An 18,740-nucleotide genomic window follows, 5' to 3' on the forward strand; every position below is an offset into this window, starting at 1 on the left:
TGTTCTTTTTAATTATTTAGAAGATTTAAAGTTTTGTTTCTTTATTTTCTCGATAGCCGACGCTTTCACTTTCGCGTTGGTGTATTTTCCATTGGTCAATCCGTTAAACCCATAGATTTCTTTGTTTCCACCGATTTCCACCAGGATGACATTTTTCTTCTCACCTGGTTCGAAACGAACCGCTGTACTTGCCGGAATATTCAAACGCATCCCAAATGCTTCTTCTCTATCAAACTCTAAGTCTTTATTCACTTCAAAAAAGTGATAGTGCGATCCTACCTGAATAGGTCTGTCACCTGTATTAGCGACCGATATCGTCTTGGTTTTGTAACCAACGTTGGCTTTGATATCGTCATTCTTCAAAAAGTATTCTCCTGGAACCATTTTTTTAGATTTTAAGGGTTAACGAATAGGGTTATGTACGGTTACTAATTTCGTACCGTCGGGGAAAGTAACCTCAATCTGTACGTCATGTATCATCTCAGGAACACCTTCCATGACTTGTTTTCGTTTTAGAAGTGTAGTACCGTATTCCATCAACTCGGCAACGGATTTTCCATCGCGTGCGCGTTCCATCAATTCCATACTGATATAAGCAATACATTCGGGATAATTGAGTTTTACCCCTCTTTTCAGCCTCTTAGCCGCGAGTTCGCCAGCTAAGTGAAGCATTAATTTTTCGATTTCACGTGGTGTTAAACGCATAGTTTTATCGATTTATTTTATTTTATTAGTAATCTATGAAACTGTTATAATAATGGGATTGTGAAGTATGCCCCCAACGCCAATCTATTCAGTTGCTGGTTGTCCACATTCATTTTATCCGCATAGGATATACTGTTACCAATATATCCTAGATAGAAACGCATATCTTGATTTCGGAAAGGTTTGTGCTGTAGTGCCGCAAAGTAGGTATAATTTTGTCGGAAATCTTTACCCAGCTCCTCATCTTTTGTACTTCCGGCAGTCTCCACCGCCCCCTTTAAAGCGATTTCCCATTTGTCTGTTAGAAATTGGTCATAACGCAACACGGCAGATTTATACACAATACCCTTTGCTAATACTCTATCTGCGCCCGTATGGTTGTAAAAATCATTGATACCATTGGAGGCAATTAATGCGTGGTCTACGCCCATGTGTGAATATTGCAGATCCAAGTAAACCATTTGCTTATCGGTTTTATACTTATTCGCTAAAGAAATCGCGTGATTGGTATGTTTATCTGCAAATTGCGAAACGTGATAAGACCATTTCGTATGTATTTTTCGATCGGCGAAAGCGCCAACCCATGTAAAGTAAGCACCCATCGGCACTTTCGAACGTTGCAAGTCACCTATAGCGAAGCCATTATTGAGAATATGGTCATTAAAGTTATTGTTTACCGTATTATGCACCTGTACATGAAAGGAGTGATCTGGGTTTACATGATAGCCTAATTTCGTCCCGGTCACGAATAAATTCAAAATGCGATCCACATAATCTGTGAACATAAATTCATAAATCGGGTTATTTTCAAACTCATACGAACCTACCATCGCGCTTTGCTTACCTACGGTAACATCCCAATTTCGGTTCTTACCGAATTTATATTCGATCAACGCGAAATCTAATGCCCCGGATCCGTTATCTAGGGAGCTCGGTGTAAACGGACGATTTAAACGTAACCGAACTTTATACGACAAATCATCGTTATAGTTTCCGTGTAAGTGGAGACGAATTTCCTCCATTTTTGCCCGAGTAGTAGCATCATCCTTACCTAGGTTATCGCCAAGAAGCGCACCTCTAAACAATACATCAAAATTAAATAATTTGGATTGGTCAGGCTCATTTTCCGATGTATCCTGAACCGCCGTCGGTTCCACGCCAACGATTTCTATATTTCTATCACCCTCCTTTGTGTAACCGGCTTTTACTAAAAAGCCTAAAGCAAAAAACAGAAAAATTTTTTTCATGAACTGTGATTAAACTTACTTTTCACAAGTATATCACAGTCACATGAGAATCAGATTAATGTGAGATTAGAACGAAATTAGAAAATTAAACAGGTATCTCAACGGTCACATTCGTGCCTTGGTTTTCAATAGAAAAAATCATAAGCTTAGCACCATGTAAATCAAAAATATTTTTTGCTAAAACGAGGCCTAAGCCATTCCCATAAATCTGTCCTACATTCGAAGCTCTGAAAAATGAGTCGAAAATATGCGGTTGATCATGTTGCGGAATACCAATACCGTCATCGGTAATTTTTACCATCACATTTTTTAAATGACATTCCAATGAGACAGTAACTGTATTGTCTTCGCCATATTTACAGGCATTCGATAAGATATTACTAAATGCAATATAGAACAGATCCGGATTAACAAATACATTCAATCGATGGCTTTCTTCGGGAATATTAGAAAAATCCAAACGAATACGAGATTCCGGACTGACCGCCTTTTCATTACGTTGTACCTCATAGAGCAATTCATCTATCCGAACAAGCTGCTTGTTTTCTATCTTCCTATCAAATCCGGAACGCGAAAGCAATAAAAGATTATTGACAATCAATTCCATTTTATTAACCTGCTTCGAGATCGTTTCTACAGAATAATAAGCTTCGTGCTGTTTATCCAAACCCTGCAATGCCAACTCCGCCTCCCCTCCGATAATAGTAAGGGGCGTACGCAGAGAATGCGAAGCATTCCCAATAAAACTCTGCTGCGATTTTACCGAAATATCCAGACGGTTCATCATGGAGTTAAAATTACCTATTAATGTTCCTATCTCGTCGTTTTCACTATTAAACTTATTTTGCAAACGCATATCCAAATGGGAAATATCGATTTGAGTAAGGTCATTGTTGATCGCTTGGATAGGCACCAATAATTTATTCGCAAAGTAAAAAGACAATAAAAACACAAGTGCAACCGCAATCAATGCGCCTGATACGACCGTCCGATCTAACGTACGCTGCTCATCATGCCCATAATCATCTACACCCTCCGAAATGACCAACAAATCCTCCTTATGCTGGGTATCAACGAAGAACACCGCCACATACGATGTTTTTCCATGAAGATATTGTGCTTTACCATTGATAATCGCTTCCGTATAAAAGGAAGCCGGCAGAGGAAGATCTGGTCTAAACCGCAGATTTGTACTGTCCTTTACAATCCGCAGGAGATAATCCTTTCCTTCCGACAACTGCGCTAGATATTTCCGTCTTACTTCATAATATATCTGATTATTGTACTCATCATTTTGGACGATATGATTTCCCACGATGGTGGCATTCTCTTCCAACCGATGGTAAAACTTGGTCTGCAAACTATCACGCGTGAAATAAGACACATAGATAGCAAACGACACAATATAAAATATCGAGATAGTTGTAAACAATAAGATAATTCGCGTCTTAATTTTCATTTCTCAACACATACCCCATACCGATTACCGTATGGATCAGTTTTTTTTCAAATGGATGGTCAATTTTTTTTCGCAAATAATTTACATACACGTCGACAACGTTTGTACCCATGTTGAAGTCCATACTCCATACCTTCTCCAAAATATCCACGCGAGACAATACTTTATTTTTGTTGACAAGCAGATATTCCAGCAAACGATATTCTGTAGCAGTCAGTACAATAGCTATTTCGCCACGGCAAACACTTTTGCTGTCCCTATCAATGACCAAATTATCTATGGAAATAGTATTAGCAGCAACATGTCGGTTAGTTGCCCTTCGGGAGAACCTATTTACTCTTGCCCGAAGCTCATCGAGTTTAAATGGCTTTGTCAGATAATCGTCCACATCACGATTAAACGCCTCCACAATATCCTCCGTCTGATTCAGTGCACTTAGCATAAGTATAGGAACGTCTTCGTTGGCCATACGGATATTCTTACATACATCCAGTCCATTCATTCCGGGTAGCATCACATCCAATATAATTAAATCATACGTATGACGCCCAGCCATTTTGAGTCCCGTAAAACCATCCATAGCGACATGAATGTGATGTCCCTCACCTTTTAATCCCCTTTCAATCAACGATATTACAGATGGCTCATCCTCTATCAGAAGTATTTCCAAACTCCTCCTCCTTTAAATAAAATAAAAATTGATCGGCGCTATATGTTGACATAAAATGTTAGAACATACCCTTTTTGCGACTCTTTATATAATCATTTTGAGAGGTAAATATACATTTTAGACCTTATGGAGAGGCACCCCTCGGTTTCTTTTTTTCCTATGTTTCTATTTTTTTACGCTCAGCTTACGAAAAGCAACCATTCTCTGAGACTTCTTACCTCCAAACTAATCATAAAATTCCGTACATTTGCCCTGTTTTTATTTTGAGAAACTAAAATTATGCGAAATAATTATTCATCCAGACCTTATGCCGCTATTACCGCCGTAGGTGGTTATCTCCCACAAGGACGAAGAACCAACTTCGATTTAGAACAGGTATGCGACACATCGGACGAATGGATTGTAAAACGTACGGGAATTAAAGAACGTCGTATTCTAGAACAAGGGTTAGCCACTTCAGACATGGCCGTTATGGCCATTCAGGATTTATGTACACGTTACCATAAAGATATAGCCGACGTAGACGCTATCATCGTCGCGACCTCAACGCCCGACGTTTTGATGCCTGCCACAGCCAATATCATTGCTCAGAAATTGGATATAAAAAACGTATGGGCTTTCGATATGAATGCCGCTTGTTCAGGTTTTCTATATGCACTGGATATGGGAGCGTCATTAGTGGAAACAGAGCGATATAAAAATGTATTGGTTGTTGGAGCAGATAATATCAGTGCATTTGTTAATATCCACGACCGCTCCACCAATATTCTTTTTGGTGATGGAGCGGGAGTTGTCTGGCTAGAGCCGTCAGCAGAAGCGGGTGTCATCGATGCCTTTATGCAAAGTAATGGCGACGGACGTGAGTTCTTAAATATTGAAGGCGGTGGCTCGTTATATCCTTCCAACGACAATACATTTACAGATAACCGCAGGTATTTGCGACAAGACGGCAAGGTCGTATTTAAACAAGCTGTACAGTCGATGAGCAATGCCTGCAAAAATATACTCGAACGAAACCAACTCGAAATAGAACAAGTTGATTGGCTCGTGCCACACCAAGCCAACAAACGTATTATTGATGCCGTAGGAAAAGAAATTAATATCCAAGGAGACAAGACACTGACCAACATAGCCTATCGGGGTAATACGATTGCAGCGACTATCCCGCTATGTATCTGGGAAAATATTAAAATGATACAAAAAGGGGATCTGCTCATGTTAACCGCATTTGGTGCAGGATTCTCCTGGGGAGCCAGTTTATTGCGCTGGATGATATAACGATATCAAAATATATACTTATATTCACATCTGCTTTAATATTCACGGTTATGCGAATAGAATCACCTGCCTTGCAATTATTTCTGGTTTTCATGCTATTGAGTCTAGGAGCGTGTAGAGCTGTAAAAGACACACATATACAGCAACAAATGGCAGCAAGTAATTGCAACCAGCAAAATATCTACGATTATACCGAAGATGATATGCCAATACCACTTCATACACTCGCTATTGATAAAACGTTGTCTGCGTATCTAAGTTATGAAAACCTGAATATGGCAAACGCGATTGGCATTTTAACTGATCTCACGTCATACGTCCGTTTAAAAAACGATAATACCCCCCCAAGCCTAGAAAAACGAATCAGCCTTTTGGAATTGAAGCAACGCATAGACCATAAGATTAATATGGCCTCTCTGGAGGTTTCTGCTATAGCCTCCGAAATGGATTGTGAAGAAGAACGTACCAGCCAAGTAGCTAATTATTTAAAAGCTGGAGAAAGTGAACTCGAATCTAAACTTACGGTCGCTGCAATTGTGGTAGGAGCAACAGGTGCCATAGCAACAGGCGGTGTTATAAAGAACGAAACCGCAAGCAATACGGTAGGGATTGCAACCGGTATTACCGAAGCCTCGTTAGGTCTCATTATGCTATTCAACAATCGGAAAATTGATTTCTACCATGAACGAAATGCGCTTCGGGAAGTTTGGAAAGGAAAAAAGATTTCATCCAACTTTCCACCATCCGTATGGTATTATCTCAATTATCATGATCCCAGTAAAGATACCGAATCGGTTAGGATGCAGATCATCGACAAATGGAAAAACTTCGGACAAATTGTGGAAGAAGACGATCTATCCGTCGAACAAATATACTTCGGTAACGGCGGTAAATACACGACTGAACAACTCGTCAACCGGGCAGATATGTACGATCAGCTCGAATCTCATATCACTTTAATGAAGCAAGATTTAAAGTCGTTATCGTTGGCTTTAGAAAAGCTTTGATCATTTTTCAATCACTCGGCATCACCTTATATGTGGGATCTTCCGATATATCAATCTGAACAACACCTTGCGCATTTTTTAATAAGGAACGGCAATCAGGACTAAGATGTCTCAACTGTACGTGCTTATCTTGCTTCGCATAGCGTTCTGTAATTTTGCTTAGCGCATCTATTGCCGACATATCCACCACCCTACTCTCTTTGAAATCAATAACAATATATTTCGGGTCGTTCAATACATCGAATTTTTCTAAAAAGGCCGTTGTAGACCCAAAAAATAACGGACCATATATTTCATAATGTTTCGCACCGTCTTCATCAACATATTTTCGAGCACGAATACGTTTGGCGTTATCCCATGCAAAAACCAACGCTGAAACAACCACACCAGCTAACACCGCTAAAGCTAGATTATGCAGGACAACCGTAATCGCAGCGACCAACATGCCTACAAAAATATCTGACCGCGGAAATTTGTTAATAATACGTAAACTTACCCACTGAAAGGTACCAACCGCAACCATCATCATTACACCAACTAACGCCGCCATTGGAATCTGTTCGATGAACGGCGCACCGACTAAAATAATAACCAAAATGGCGATCGCACCGACAAAAGATGAAATTCGGGTACGGGCGCCTGCATCAAGGTTAACCAATGTTTGTGCGACCATAGCACATCCCCCCATACCGCCAAAAAAACCGTTTACCATGTTCGCTACGCCTTGTGCCATCGCTTCCTTATTTGACTTCCCCTTCGAATTCGTTATCTCATCCACCATATTCAGGGTTAACAGTGATTCGACAAGCCCTACCCCTGCCATAACCAACGAATAAGGAAAGATCAACATCAACGTATCCCATGTCCATGAAATATTGGGAATATGAAAAGCTGGAAACGATCCACTTACCGATGCAATATCCACTACTTTTTTAGTATCGATGCCAAGCAGGGTCACTAAGGCAAATACCGCTAATATGGCGATCAATGAAGCCGGAATTTTCTTTGTTATTTTTGGGAATCCCCAAACGATCAAGATTGTCACAGCTGTTAACCCCAACATCGTGTAGAGCGCTGTACCCGTCATCCAAGCAGATGTATCCGCAGGTAACTTGAATTGCTGAACCTGCGCCATGAAGATGATAATTGCCAGACCGTTCAAAAATCCATACATCACTGGTTGCGGAATTAAACGGACAAATTTGCCTAACTTAAATAAACCGACCAATAATTGCAAGACACCCGCCAATACCACTGCGGCAAAAAGATATTGAACTCCATGCCCTGCCGCCAACGCTATTAGTACGACTACCGTAGCACCAGCACCACCAGATACCATACCCGGACGCCCACCTAAAATCGATGTCACAAGCCCCATTAAAAAAGCAGCATATAACCCGGTCAATGGTGAAAGACCAGCTAGAATAGCAAAAGAAAGGGATTCGGGAATCATTGTCATCGCGACTGTTAAACCCGCGAGAATTTCATTTCTTAAATTAATATTTTCCAATAATTTCAAGATAACAAAGGGGTATATTTAATCGCACCAAAGGTACTGTTTTTTTTGAATGATGACCCTGGGTATGGGACCGAAAAATTTTTTAAAAAAATATTTGCTTATATAAAAGAATAACCTTACCTTTGCAGTATCATAATTTAGGTTTATAATTGGTTAGCTAAAGGTTTTCATTCTCCCCGTTTGAAAACCTTTTTTTATGCCTTTATCAAAACATTTTCCTACATTTAGCACTTAAATAAAAAAGACTTACTAAAAAATAATATTTGAAAGATGAAACGTACTTTTCCAGCTTTTTTATTGTTATCGACAGCTTCGTTGATCGTCGCTTCCTGCAATAGTAACGGCGCTTCTACGTCGTCAGACGACGAGGCTGTTGCAGACAGCACATATCCTCCCGTAGAAAAAAACAACCCCAACACAGACTATAAACCTGCCTTTGAAGGGCAGACACGGGCACCGGGCGCGAAAACACAGACTCCATATGAAAGCCAAGTTGTAACAGACAAACTCAAATCGCCTTGGGGCATTGCCGTACTTCCCGATGGTCGATTACTCATTACCGAAAATGAAGGTAATATGCGTATCGTTTCGGATAATGGCGAGCTTAGCGAAGCGATTGGTGGCATTCCAAAAGTGGATGCACGTGGACAAGGCGGACTTCTTGGAATTACGCTCGATCCTGATTTTGCTTCTAACCGAATGGTATACTGGGTATTTTCCGAACCTGTTACCGGAGGAAACCATACCGCGGTTGCCAAAGGACGTCTGGCAGATGACGAAAAATCTATTGAGGGTGCGCAAGTCATTTACCAAGCCCTCCCAACTTATGATGGGAGACAACATTACGGTGGGCGTATCATCTTTGATAGAGACGGTAACCTATTCGTGGGTACCGGCGAACGCTCCGATTTAGAAACAAGACCGCAGGCACAAGACCTCCAATCCGCTTTGGGAAAAATTGTTCGCATCACAAAAGACGGGCAGCCAGCACCAGGCAATCCCTTTGCTTCAAACAGTGATGCTCGGCCGGAAATTTATAGCTACGGAAATAGAAATGTGCAGGGCTTGGCCCTGCATCCAGAAACCGGAGACTTATGGTCTACAGAATTTGGTCCACGAGGCGGTGATGAACTCAATCATATCGAAGGCGGAAAAAATTACGGATGGCCGATTATTACTTACGGTTTGGAATACAGCGGAAAAGAAATTGGGAACCCTCCTATCCAGCAGCAGGAAGGATTAGAACAACCTGTTTATTATTGGGATCCGGTATTATCACCAAGTGGTCTCGTATTTTACACAAGTGATGCAATTCCTGAATGGAAGAATAACCTGTTTAGTGGTGGCCTTAGCAGCACCCATATAGCGCGGCTTATTATTAAAGACAATAAAGTCGTGGGCGAAGAACGCCTGCTGGACAAAGAAGGGCAGCGCTTCCGCGATGTAGCACAAGGTAAAAATGGCGAAGTATTTGCCGTTACAGATGCTGGTAGGCTCTACGTAATACGTAAAAAAAGCTAGTCAGTCTTTACTCAATAATTACAGACGGACGCTTTAAAAAGGTGTCCGTCTTGTTTTTACACATCTTTTTCCGTCTTGAAAAAACTAGGACAACTCTATATTGACTCGTATCGAGGTTTATCCACCGAAGCCTGGCTTTTGGCACTCGTAATGCTTATCAATCGTACCGGTTCGATGGTCATTCCATTTTTGAGCATGTACATGGCCTCAGAACTGCACTTCAGTAAAGCGCAGGTCGGGATCGTATTAGGTTGTTTTGGCTTAGGTTCTGTATGCGGTTCCTGGCTAGGGGGCTGGCTGACAGACCGGTTTGGTAATTTTCGCGTACAAGCCATCAGCTTATTACTTACCGTCCCCATATTTATCATACTACCGCAGTTCAGAACCTTTGAAAGCTTAGCCGGGATGATCTTCCTATTGACCCTCATCGCCGATACCTTTCGTCCGGCCAATTCCGTTGCTGTAGCTCGCTATGCCAAGCCGGAAAATTTAACAAAAGCATACTCCCTGAATCGCATGGCGGTCAATCTCGGGTTTTCCGTGGGGCCCGCATTGGGCGGTTTTCTGGCCATGATTTCATACAGCTGGATCTTTTATGGAAATGCTATTGCCGCCTTATCAGCAGCCGTGGTTTTTCTTATCTTTTTCCGAAACCGTAAGCCACGATCCACTATACGTACACGACGGAAACAAGAAAAAACATTCACAAAAAAAGACAGAAATGCTTATTTAGATTTACCTTTCATCATCTTCAACATCTTTTGCTGTTTATTTTCGATGGCATTCTTCCAATTATTAAGTACGGTTCCACTGTATTACAAAGAAGTCATTCAGCTCACGGAAGTACAAATTGGGATCCTTTTAGGTTTCAATGGCTTCACGATCGTTTTATTTGAGATGTTGTTAGTTCATGGTGTAGAACGCCGGTTTAGCCCCCGGCAAGTCATGATTTTCGGAACAGCTATGGCGAGCGCTTCCTACTTCATGTTATCTGTTCCATTAGGCATCGCCTGGCTATATTGCACCATGTTCATCCTTTGTATTGGGGAAATGCTCACCCTTCCCTTTACAGCAACGATCAGTGCATCCCGCGCCACAGTGAATACACAAGGCGCCTATATGGGATTCAATTCATTGGCCTTCGCAGCCGCCAATATTTTCTCGCCCTATCTGGGCACATACGTTGCAGAACATTTCGGCTATCAAACCCTGTGGCTTGGCACAGCCGGGCTATTAATTTTTACGAGTATTGGCTTTTCATGGATATTAAAAAAAATGTAAGGTGCATCACCAAGCCTACCCTATATTTCTTTCATAAGGCACACGTGTAGCTATAGATCGTCCCAGTGTTACTTCATCCACGTACTCCAGTTCCCCTCCAAAAGCTATACCCCGGGCAATTGTACTAATCTGCACATTAAAATCTTTCAGCTTTCGGTACAAATAGAAAATGGTCGTATCCCCCTCCATTGTCGCACTCAGTGCGAGAATAACTTCCCGAACATCATCTTTCTTCAATCGTTCGATCAGCGCATCTATCTTTAAGTCTGAGGGCCCTACCCCGTCCATTGGCGAGATAAGTCCGCCCAGCACATGATAAACCCCTTGATATTGATTGGTATTCTCGATGGCCATCACGTCTCGTGTATCCTCTACTACACACACCATGGCATGATCCCGTTTTACAGCCGCACAGATTTCACATACATCATGATCGGAAATATTAAAACACGTCTTACAATAACGTATCTGTTCCTTAAGCTGATCTATGGAATGCGTAAAACGGCTCACGTCACTGTTGGGCTGTTTCAATAAATGTAGCACAAGCCTCAAAGCGGTTTTTTTACCTATTCCAGGCAAACGTCCAAATTCTTCTACTGCTTGTTCTAAAAGTCGCGACGAAAAATGCATGCACAAAAATAAACAAAAAAATCCCTATCTTGGAAACCTCAATAAGTAGAATCATGTATATGGCTAAAGACGACAAAATAAGAAGTTCATTTGCGAATAAAACTTGGCAAGAAATAAAAGTAAAAGATTCCTGGCAAATTTTTAAAATCATGGCAGAGTTTGTCGACGGCTTCGAAAAATTAGCTAAAATAGGCCCCTGCGTATCCATATTTGGCTCTGCGCGGACAAAATCCGACCATAAATATTATGAAATCACGGTCGAAATAGCCCGATTGCTTGCCGATAAAGGTTATGGCGTTATATCAGGCGGCGGACCAGGTATCATGGAAGCCGCCAATAAAGGAGCCCACGAAGCTGGCGGTAAATCGGTCGGACTTAATATCGAGTTGCCATTTGAGCAGTTTCACAACAAATACATCGATCGCGACAAACTCATGGAATTCAATTATTTTTTCGTCCGCAAAGTGATGTTTACCAAATATTCGCAAGGGTATATTGTGATGCCGGGAGGTTTTGGTACGATGGACGAACTCTTTGAAGCCATCACCTTGATCCAAACCGGAAAGATTGCCCGCTTTCCCATCGTTTTGGTCGGAACCGAATATTGGAAGGGATTATTCGATTGGATTGCCAATTCGATGTTAGGAAACGCATATATTTCCGAAGAAGACTTGAAACTATACCGCTTCGTAGATACCGCCGAAGAAGCTGCCGATCATATCTTCCGCTTCTATGACAAGTATTTAATGAAACCCAATTTCTAATTTAATATCAAGAGACATGTTGGAGTGGCTAGAAGATCTTCCCATATTAAGCGTCTTAATGTCTATATTATGTGGCTCGATTGTCGGTTTTGAACGGGAATTTAAAAACAAATCAGCGGGGTTTCGTACCATTATCCTTATTTGTTTGGGTTCTACCATTTTTACGCTGACCTCGCGTATGGGAAATATCTCCGACGATCGGATAGCCGCCAATATTGTCACTGGAATTGGTTTCATCGGCGCCGGTGTGATCTATCAAGGTAAATTCACCGTACAGGGATTAACCACAGCCGCGGTAATTTGGTCGATGGCCGGAATCGGTATGATGATCGGCTTTGAGAGCTATACCTTGGGTGTTTTACTCACTTTTTGTATGGTGATTGTCTTATCTTTATTCCAAAAAATAGAGAATTTAATTTCAGACATCTATTTCGTACGTACTATCCACGTCACCTTTCAACATATCGAAGTATCCCATTTGGGCACATTTGAAAATTTTATGAAAGAATATAAAATAAAGCCTCAACGCAAAGGTGTAGAGAAAAAAGGAGAACACCTAACCGTCGTCTATGAGATAACAGGGTCACAAAAAAACATTCGTCGTGCCAATGATGCCATCATTGCGTTGGACTATGTTTATTCGTTTAATAATTTGGGCTAAACCGGCACACGATTACTCGATATAAGCATACGTAATACCATCGCCGCCACGATCCGCATGTTCATCTTCAAAATGGGATACATGACTGTATTTACGTAAATAATCCCGAATAAATTTTCGGAGTATGCCATCCCCTTTGCCATGCAAAATTTTCAGCGAAGGGTAGCCTATCATCACCGCACGATCCAACACCGTCTCCAATTGGCGCAATGCTTCTTCAGTTCGGACACCTCTTACGTCGAGTTCAGGTTGAAAATCAGCTGCAGATTCCGTCAATATTGTTTTATGTTTCTTTATAACCTTCGCTTTTTCCTTTCCCTGCAATTTAGCTACCTTATTCTTCTTCACCACCGTGCGCAACTCACCAAGCGCCAGAATCAGGTTATTACCTTTTGAAACTTCAATTACCTGTGCCTCGGTATTTGTCTCCAAAATTTTCACCCAATCCCCTACCTTGATAGACGCATCCGCCTCCGCAATAGGCACTTGTTTAGCCGCTGGTTTCTTCTCCGTGTGTTTTTCGACTTCCGCATGTAGCCTACGTCGTATCTCTCTCGTCTTTTCCTTATCCGCTTGTACCGATTTAATCTCGGCGACCGTGTTCTCCACCAGCTTGTTAGCACGCTTTAAAATCTGGCGCGCCTCTTCTTTCGCTTCCCGAATAATCTGCTTCTTGTTTTCTTCCAGATACCCTTGTAAGCTTTCATACTCATTCTTTAATTCGACTAACTCCCGCTCCCGCATAGCGATTGCCTTCTTCGTATCGTAGACTTCCTTTTTATCGCGTTCCAGATCCACCAACAAGGTATCCATTTTTTTCTGACGAGCACCTATTTTATCCTTGGCTGCATGCAGAATATCCTTATTCAAACCTATTTTCTGAGCAATTTCAAAAGCATAAGAACTCCCCGGCTTTCCTACCTGCAAGATATATAACGGGCGCATGGCCACATTATCAAACAGCATCGACGCATTTTCCAAACCAGCCGTATTGCTCGCAAATACTTTAAGGTTAGAATAATGCGTTGTTATCACACCACGCACCTCCTTCTTGTTCAAAGCTTCCAAAACCGCTTCCGCAATGGGCCCACCAAATAAAGGATCCGTTCCCGTACCAAATTCATCGATCAGCACCAAAGTTCTCGCATTTGCAAACTCAGTAAAATGCTTCATTTTAGACAAATGCGCACTGTACGTACTCAGATCACTTTCGATAGATTGATCATCGCCAATATCCGCAAATATCTGTCGAAAAACACCAACTTTTGAGGTCGCTTCTGCCGGGATAAGCAGCCCCGATTGCGCCATAAGCTGTAGCAACCCAACCGTTTTCATACAAACCGACTTTCCACCAGCATTTGGCCCAGACACTAGAATCACACGGTCTTCCTGATCTATTTTAATATTTAAAGGAACAACAGGCGGATGATTATCTTTATGCGCATTGATCAACAATAATGGATGTCGTGCATTAACCAAATTGATCTCGGCCTCTTTTGATAACTCAGGCATCTCGGCTTCCATATCAATAGCAAACAGTGCTTTGGCCCGAACAAAGTCAAGCTTTGTCAACAAACCATGATAAGCCAATAATAACGGAACGTGTGGGCGCAATGCTGTTGTCAGTTCCGTTAATATACGAATCACTTCCCGTCTATGCTCAAATGCCAGATCCCTAACCTTATTATTAAGGTGAAACACTTCTTCTGGCTCTATATAAGCTGTTTGCCCAGTCGACGATTCGTCGTGTATAAAGCCCTTCAATTTGCGTTTATTTTCGGCAAGTATAGGAATACACAAACGACCATCCCTGATCGTCAAGTTCCCGTCTGCCGTCCATCCATGACTCTGCGCTTGTTTAAAGACCTGATCAATACGCTTACGAGCTTCTTGTTCACTTTTCAGTATCTGCTGCGTAAGATCCAGCAATAAGCGAGAAGCGTTGTCCTTCATTTTTCCGCGGTCGTCTATCACCACTTCAATCTGGCGGATAATTTGCTTTTCGATCGGCAGGTGTTCAAACAGCAATTCCAAATGGGTATACTGTCCTTCCCGTTCACTAAAATAATGAATAATAGCATATACGGTACGCAAGGAGAGCAGCATACGATGGAACTCTTCTTCTGCTAAAAAAGAACCCTCTATACGCGCCTTTTCTGCTAATGGTTTGATGGGATAAAGATGATCTACAGGTAGTGGCGCATCGTTCACCAGCAAATCCCTAAACTCCTGTGTTTGACGGAGGAACCTATCAATCTGATCAAGTTTCACTTGAGGTTGTATTTTCTCCACCATCTCCCGGCCCGGTTCGCTCAAACACTTACTTTTTATGAGGCCTTTAATTTCAGAAAAACCTAATTTATCTATTGTATTATTGGGAAAAATCATAAAATTCTTAATTCTCGAGAGGCTTCGCCTCTACTTTTTGCAGTGTCGGGTTTCGAATCGGGGTCGGTCGGGCCTGTTTGGGTGCCGTAGCCGGTTTCTGTTCGACAGATACCTTGTTGGAGTCCACTTTCAGATGCTCCGATGCTTCTAAATCCGATTGATCTGTTTCTTTAACTTCGGCAGGTTTAATCGCTGGTTGATAAGTTTTAACAGCATACAAACCGGCACCATCCATAAAATCCTTTTGATGTACCCGATATGTCAGTGGTACCGTGTCTAGTTTTACCTCCAAAATCAATCTACGAGCATCTTCTTTTAAACGTTCGTATCGTTGAACAACACGTATACTATCTGATACCTGTGCACTTCTCAACGAATCGGCGCGGCGATAATCTGCCTCATAGCCATTTATTTTTTTTGTTATCTCTGTATATAAATCCCTCGAAACGATCGGGTTGCCTAAATAATAAGCGATATTTTTCTTAAATTTAGCCGAATCGATACCGTACTTTTCAAATACCTCTCCGTACACCCCCTCTATAACTTTCCGTGTACTATCCACAGGCAACGTATTCAAATAGCCATCGACCAAGTGTACATCTGTCATCAAGTCCACCATTGTCTTTTCCGAAAGAATGCCCTTTGGCTTCGATTGATGACAAGAAATCATCAAAAAAAACGACGACAATATAATAAGTATTAAGCGCTGCATTTCGTAAGTTTGTACAAAATTACAAAAAGGCATTATAATAACCGCTTCCAAAATGAGTATTGCAACAAATATTGAATCTTTACAAACCGACCTCGCACCCATCGGCGTTACCCTTGTCGCTGTTTCCAAAACAAAATCTAATGAAGAGATTATGGAAGCCTATGAGGCAGGTCAGCGCGTATTTGGTGAAAATATGGTACAGGAGATGGTCGAGAAGTATGAAGCTCTCCCCAAAGATATAGCATGGCATCAAATCGGTCACTTACAAACGAATAAAGTTAAATATATTGCTCCTTTTGTATCGATGATACAATCTGTTGATTCGATAAAGGTGTTGAAAGAGATCGATAAACATGCGGCCAAAAACCACCGGGTCATCGATTATCTTCTGCAAATACATATTGCAGATGAAGAAAGCAAGTTTGGATTCGATCATGCAGAATTGATCGAAATGCTACGGAGTGAAGATTTTCAAAGTCTAAAACATGTCCGCGTCCGGGGTTTGATGGGAATCGCTACCAATACAGAAAACGAAAAGGTGATCAAAGAAGAGTTTTATGAACTAAAAATGTTGTTCGACGGCGTTAAAGCCAGCTTTTTCCGTCGGGAGGACAGCTTTGATACCTTGTCTATGGGCATGTCGTCCGATTACAACCTGGCTATAGAAAAAGGAGCGAATATGATTCGGCTCGGAAGCACTATTTTCGGCAAACGGGTGGTCAAACATTATAAAAACAACGATTAAGAAACGACGACAGCGCGTCGAACAGCATTTAGCAACTGATGAAAAGAAAATTAATATATAGTACCGGACTGGGGCTATTGTTATTTGCCTCAAGCTGTATCAATGGGAATAAATCTCCCGAAAACAGCACCACAGCAGATACACTTATAAACGTAAACGATACGTTAGCTTATCAAATCGCGGTTTTCAAAGAAACCAGTCCTTATTTTTCCGGTGATGAAACAACGTTGGATACAACATTTTATTTGGCACGTTATCCCGTTTTTGCATCGGAAACAGACTCTTTGGTTCAAGAAGCCATCTTTGTTGACGGCGAACACAATGCAAAGCAAGTGGCACAAAGCTTTTTAGCTGGATTTAACGAATATGCCGAAGAGCAAATAGAAAGCGAGAATCGGGCTTTTCATGCCTGGTTCAGAAGCCAGGATTGTGAAGTCGCTTTGAATGTACCGGGCTTTCTTACCCTAAGGAACGCCATAAGTGAATATACTGGTGGAGCACATGGCATAGAAATCGAAATCTGGTCTAACTACGATACACAAAATAAAAGAAAACTTTCGCTGGCCGATCTTTTTCAAGATACACTGGCTTTAAGCCAAATTGTAGAAGTTTATTTCAGGAAGCAGGAAGCGTTGAGCGATACGAGTTCTTACGGAAGCAATTATTTTTTTGAAGACGAAACTTTTACCTTGGCAGACAACTTTGGCCTGATCCCCAGCGGACTTCTATTTCACTACAACCCCTACGAAATTAAATCGTATGCCGAGGGACCAACAACGCTAATCATTCCCTATAAGGCGCTAGAGGAAGTAATGACAGCGAAAGGCAAGCGTTTATTGAAAGTCGTCAGTGAGAAGTTATAAGTGATAAAATTAATACGTTTTCATGCAAGTATTTAAATTTGGCGGAGCATCCGTAAAAGATGCCGAAAGCATCCGTAATGTTGCACATATTATTACAAAATGTAAAAACGGCGAATTGCTTGTCGTCGTTTCCGCACTTGGTAAAACCACCAACGCACTGACCGAAGTTACCCAGCATTTTATCGACCAAACAGGGCAAGCATTTGATCTGCTGGAAAACGTAAAAATGGCGCATCAACAGATTCTGACCGAACTTTTTGGTGTGTCACATCATCCTATATTTGACGAAATTGCAAATTGCTTCGTCGAAATCGAATGGATCCTCGAGGAAGAACCACAAGATTCGTATGATTACCTGCACGACCAGATTGTTTCTACCGGCGAAATTGTTTCGTCTAAAATCCTTGCCGCCTATTGTGCGCATACCGGTTTACCCATCCAATGGATAGACGCCCGTGACTATATCTTTACAGACAACACCTACCAGGAAGCAGAAGTAGACTGGCAAAAAACGGAAGACAAAATCCGCCGAGAACTACCCACCATCCTGGATGAACAAATCATCATCACCCAAGGTTTCATTGGCTCTACCTCGGAAAACTTTACGACCACATTAGGTCGCGAAGGCTCCGACTATTCCGCCGCTATATTCGCAGCCTGCCTACAGGCCGATGACGTCACGATATGGAAAGATGTCCCCGGGGTACTCAATGCAGACCCGAAATGGTTTGATCCGACGGAACTCATTCCCGAATTATCGTATACCGATGCCATTGAACTCACCTATTACGGTGCAACGGTTATCCACCCGAAAACAATCAAACCACTACAAAATAAGAAGATATCCTTAAACGTACGCTCTTTCCTACATCCAGACGAACCGGGAACGCTTATCCGCACCACCAACAACGGGCTGCCTATCCCCTCTTTTATTTTTAAGGTCAATCAGGTTCTGGTAAGTATACAACCCCGCGATTTTTCGTTTATCGTGGAAGACAACCTCAGCCATATATTTAACCTGTTCCATAGCCATCGAATCAAGATCAACATGATGCACAACAGTGCCATTAGCTTCTTTGTGAGCGTTGACGACACCGGAACAAACGTAGAAGCTTTGCTGGGAGATTTGGAAAAACGGTATAAAGTAAGTGTAGAAAAGGGCTTGGAGCTTATCACGATACGCTATTATAATCAAGAAACTATCAACCGCGTGTTGGTAAATAAAAAAATTATCCAGGAACTTAAAGACAGCTACACCTGCCAACTTCTGGTTAAAGAGCGGTAACCCCT

At 41.7% G+C, this 18,740-nt stretch carries 18 protein-coding genes; 9 read left to right on the plus strand and 9 right to left on the minus strand.

Going from position 1 to position 18,740, the window contains the following annotated elements:
- Window positions 1–12: 12 nt before the first annotated feature.
- The 5 genes from ureB to H8B17_RS14550 form a co-directional block, all read right to left on the minus strand.
- On the minus strand, window positions 13–384 hold the full coding sequence (gene ureB / locus H8B17_RS20680) for an urease subunit beta (protein WP_223816590.1): 372 nt from the start codon (window positions 382–384) through the stop codon (window positions 13–15).
- Between the two features lie 18 nt (window positions 385–402).
- Window positions 403–705, minus strand: a complete 303-nt coding sequence (ureA, locus tag H8B17_RS20685) for an urease subunit gamma (RefSeq protein WP_190314160.1) — start codon at window positions 703–705, stop codon at window positions 403–405.
- 44 nt (window positions 706–749) lie between these two features.
- Entirely contained in the window at window positions 750–1,952 is a 1,203-nt protein-coding gene (locus H8B17_RS14540; protein ID WP_190309956.1) for a porin, read from the minus strand.
- 85 nt (window positions 1,953–2,037) lie between these two features.
- Window positions 2,038–3,411 (minus strand): HAMP domain-containing sensor histidine kinase, encoded by a 1,374-nt coding sequence (locus tag H8B17_RS14545; protein ID WP_190309957.1) that lies wholly within the window; start codon window positions 3,409–3,411, stop codon window positions 2,038–2,040.
- Complete coding sequence (locus H8B17_RS14550; RefSeq protein WP_190309958.1) at window positions 3,401–4,081, minus strand: response regulator transcription factor; 681 nt, start codon at window positions 4,079–4,081, stop codon at window positions 3,401–3,403. The genes H8B17_RS14545 and H8B17_RS14550 overlap by 11 nt, the downstream gene beginning before the upstream one ends.
- Before the next feature lie 279 nt (window positions 4,082–4,360).
- On the opposite strand from H8B17_RS14550, the gene H8B17_RS14555 reads away from it, so the two are divergent.
- Both H8B17_RS14555 and H8B17_RS14560 read left to right on the plus strand, forming a co-directional pair.
- Complete coding sequence (locus tag H8B17_RS14555) at window positions 4,361–5,359, plus strand: beta-ketoacyl-ACP synthase III (RefSeq protein ID WP_190309959.1); 999 nt, start codon at window positions 4,361–4,363, stop codon at window positions 5,357–5,359.
- Window positions 5,360–5,409: 50 nt separating this feature from the next.
- Complete coding sequence (locus H8B17_RS14560; RefSeq protein WP_190309960.1) at window positions 5,410–6,366, plus strand: hypothetical protein; 957 nt, start codon at window positions 5,410–5,412, stop codon at window positions 6,364–6,366.
- 7 nt (window positions 6,367–6,373) lie between these two features.
- On the opposite strand, the gene H8B17_RS14565 is transcribed toward H8B17_RS14560, so the two are convergent.
- On the minus strand, window positions 6,374–7,903 hold the full coding sequence (locus H8B17_RS14565) for a SulP family inorganic anion transporter (RefSeq protein ID WP_317171051.1): 1,530 nt from the start codon (window positions 7,901–7,903) through the stop codon (window positions 6,374–6,376).
- Between the two features lie 252 nt (window positions 7,904–8,155).
- Here H8B17_RS14565 and H8B17_RS14570 point away from each other — a divergent pair, with 252 nt between their 5' ends.
- Both H8B17_RS14570 and H8B17_RS14575 read left to right on the plus strand, forming a co-directional pair.
- A complete protein-coding gene (locus tag H8B17_RS14570; RefSeq protein WP_190309962.1) occupies window positions 8,156–9,406 on the plus strand; it encodes a PQQ-dependent sugar dehydrogenase in 1,251 nt (416 codons plus the stop codon).
- Between the two features lie 75 nt (window positions 9,407–9,481).
- Window positions 9,482–10,687 carry an MDR family MFS transporter gene (locus H8B17_RS14575; RefSeq protein WP_190309963.1) on the plus strand — a complete coding sequence of 402 codons (1,206 nt, stop codon included), beginning with the start codon at window positions 9,482–9,484 and terminating at the stop codon, window positions 10,685–10,687.
- 15 nt (window positions 10,688–10,702) lie between these two features.
- On the opposite strand, the gene recR is transcribed toward H8B17_RS14575, so the two are convergent.
- The gene (gene recR, locus H8B17_RS14580) at window positions 10,703–11,317 is read right to left on the minus strand and encodes a recombination mediator RecR (RefSeq protein ID WP_190309964.1); all 615 of its coding nucleotides are present in this window, start codon (window positions 11,315–11,317) and stop codon (window positions 10,703–10,705) included.
- A gap of 59 nt (window positions 11,318–11,376) precedes the next feature.
- Between recR and H8B17_RS14585 the strand changes: the two genes are divergently transcribed.
- Both H8B17_RS14585 and H8B17_RS14590 read left to right on the plus strand, forming a co-directional pair.
- Window positions 11,377–12,081, plus strand: a complete 705-nt coding sequence (locus H8B17_RS14585; protein WP_190309965.1) for an LOG family protein — start codon at window positions 11,377–11,379, stop codon at window positions 12,079–12,081.
- Between the two features lie 58 nt (window positions 12,082–12,139).
- The gene (locus tag H8B17_RS14590; protein WP_223816592.1) at window positions 12,140–12,742 is read left to right on the plus strand and encodes an MgtC/SapB family protein; all 603 of its coding nucleotides are present in this window, start codon (window positions 12,140–12,142) and stop codon (window positions 12,740–12,742) included.
- 12 nt (window positions 12,743–12,754) lie between these two features.
- On the opposite strand, the gene H8B17_RS14595 is transcribed toward H8B17_RS14590, so the two are convergent.
- Window positions 12,755–15,130 carry an endonuclease MutS2 gene (locus H8B17_RS14595; protein ID WP_190309967.1) on the minus strand — a complete coding sequence of 792 codons (2,376 nt, stop codon included), beginning with the start codon at window positions 15,128–15,130 and terminating at the stop codon, window positions 12,755–12,757.
- Between the two features lie 7 nt (window positions 15,131–15,137).
- Complete coding sequence (locus H8B17_RS14600) at window positions 15,138–15,842, minus strand: DUF4296 domain-containing protein (protein ID WP_190309968.1); 705 nt, start codon at window positions 15,840–15,842, stop codon at window positions 15,138–15,140.
- A gap of 52 nt (window positions 15,843–15,894) precedes the next feature.
- On the opposite strand from H8B17_RS14600, the gene H8B17_RS14605 reads away from it, so the two are divergent.
- Genes H8B17_RS14605 through H8B17_RS14615 form a run of 3 tightly spaced genes read left to right on the plus strand, consistent with a single transcriptional unit; the run spans window position 15,895 to window position 18,735 of the window.
- Complete coding sequence (locus H8B17_RS14605) at window positions 15,895–16,587, plus strand: YggS family pyridoxal phosphate-dependent enzyme (protein ID WP_190309969.1); 693 nt, start codon at window positions 15,895–15,897, stop codon at window positions 16,585–16,587.
- Between the two features lie 38 nt (window positions 16,588–16,625).
- The gene (locus H8B17_RS14610; RefSeq protein WP_190309970.1) at window positions 16,626–17,450 is read left to right on the plus strand and encodes a DUF3298 and DUF4163 domain-containing protein; all 825 of its coding nucleotides are present in this window, start codon (window positions 16,626–16,628) and stop codon (window positions 17,448–17,450) included.
- A gap of 22 nt (window positions 17,451–17,472) precedes the next feature.
- A complete protein-coding gene (locus tag H8B17_RS14615; RefSeq protein WP_190309971.1) occupies window positions 17,473–18,735 on the plus strand; it encodes an aspartate kinase in 1,263 nt (420 codons plus the stop codon).
- Window positions 18,736–18,740: the final 5 nt, after the last annotated feature.

The sequence above is a fragment of the Sphingobacterium arenae genome (assembly GCF_014692505.1).
GTDB lineage: Bacteria > Bacteroidota > Bacteroidia > Sphingobacteriales > Sphingobacteriaceae > Sphingobacterium > Sphingobacterium arenae.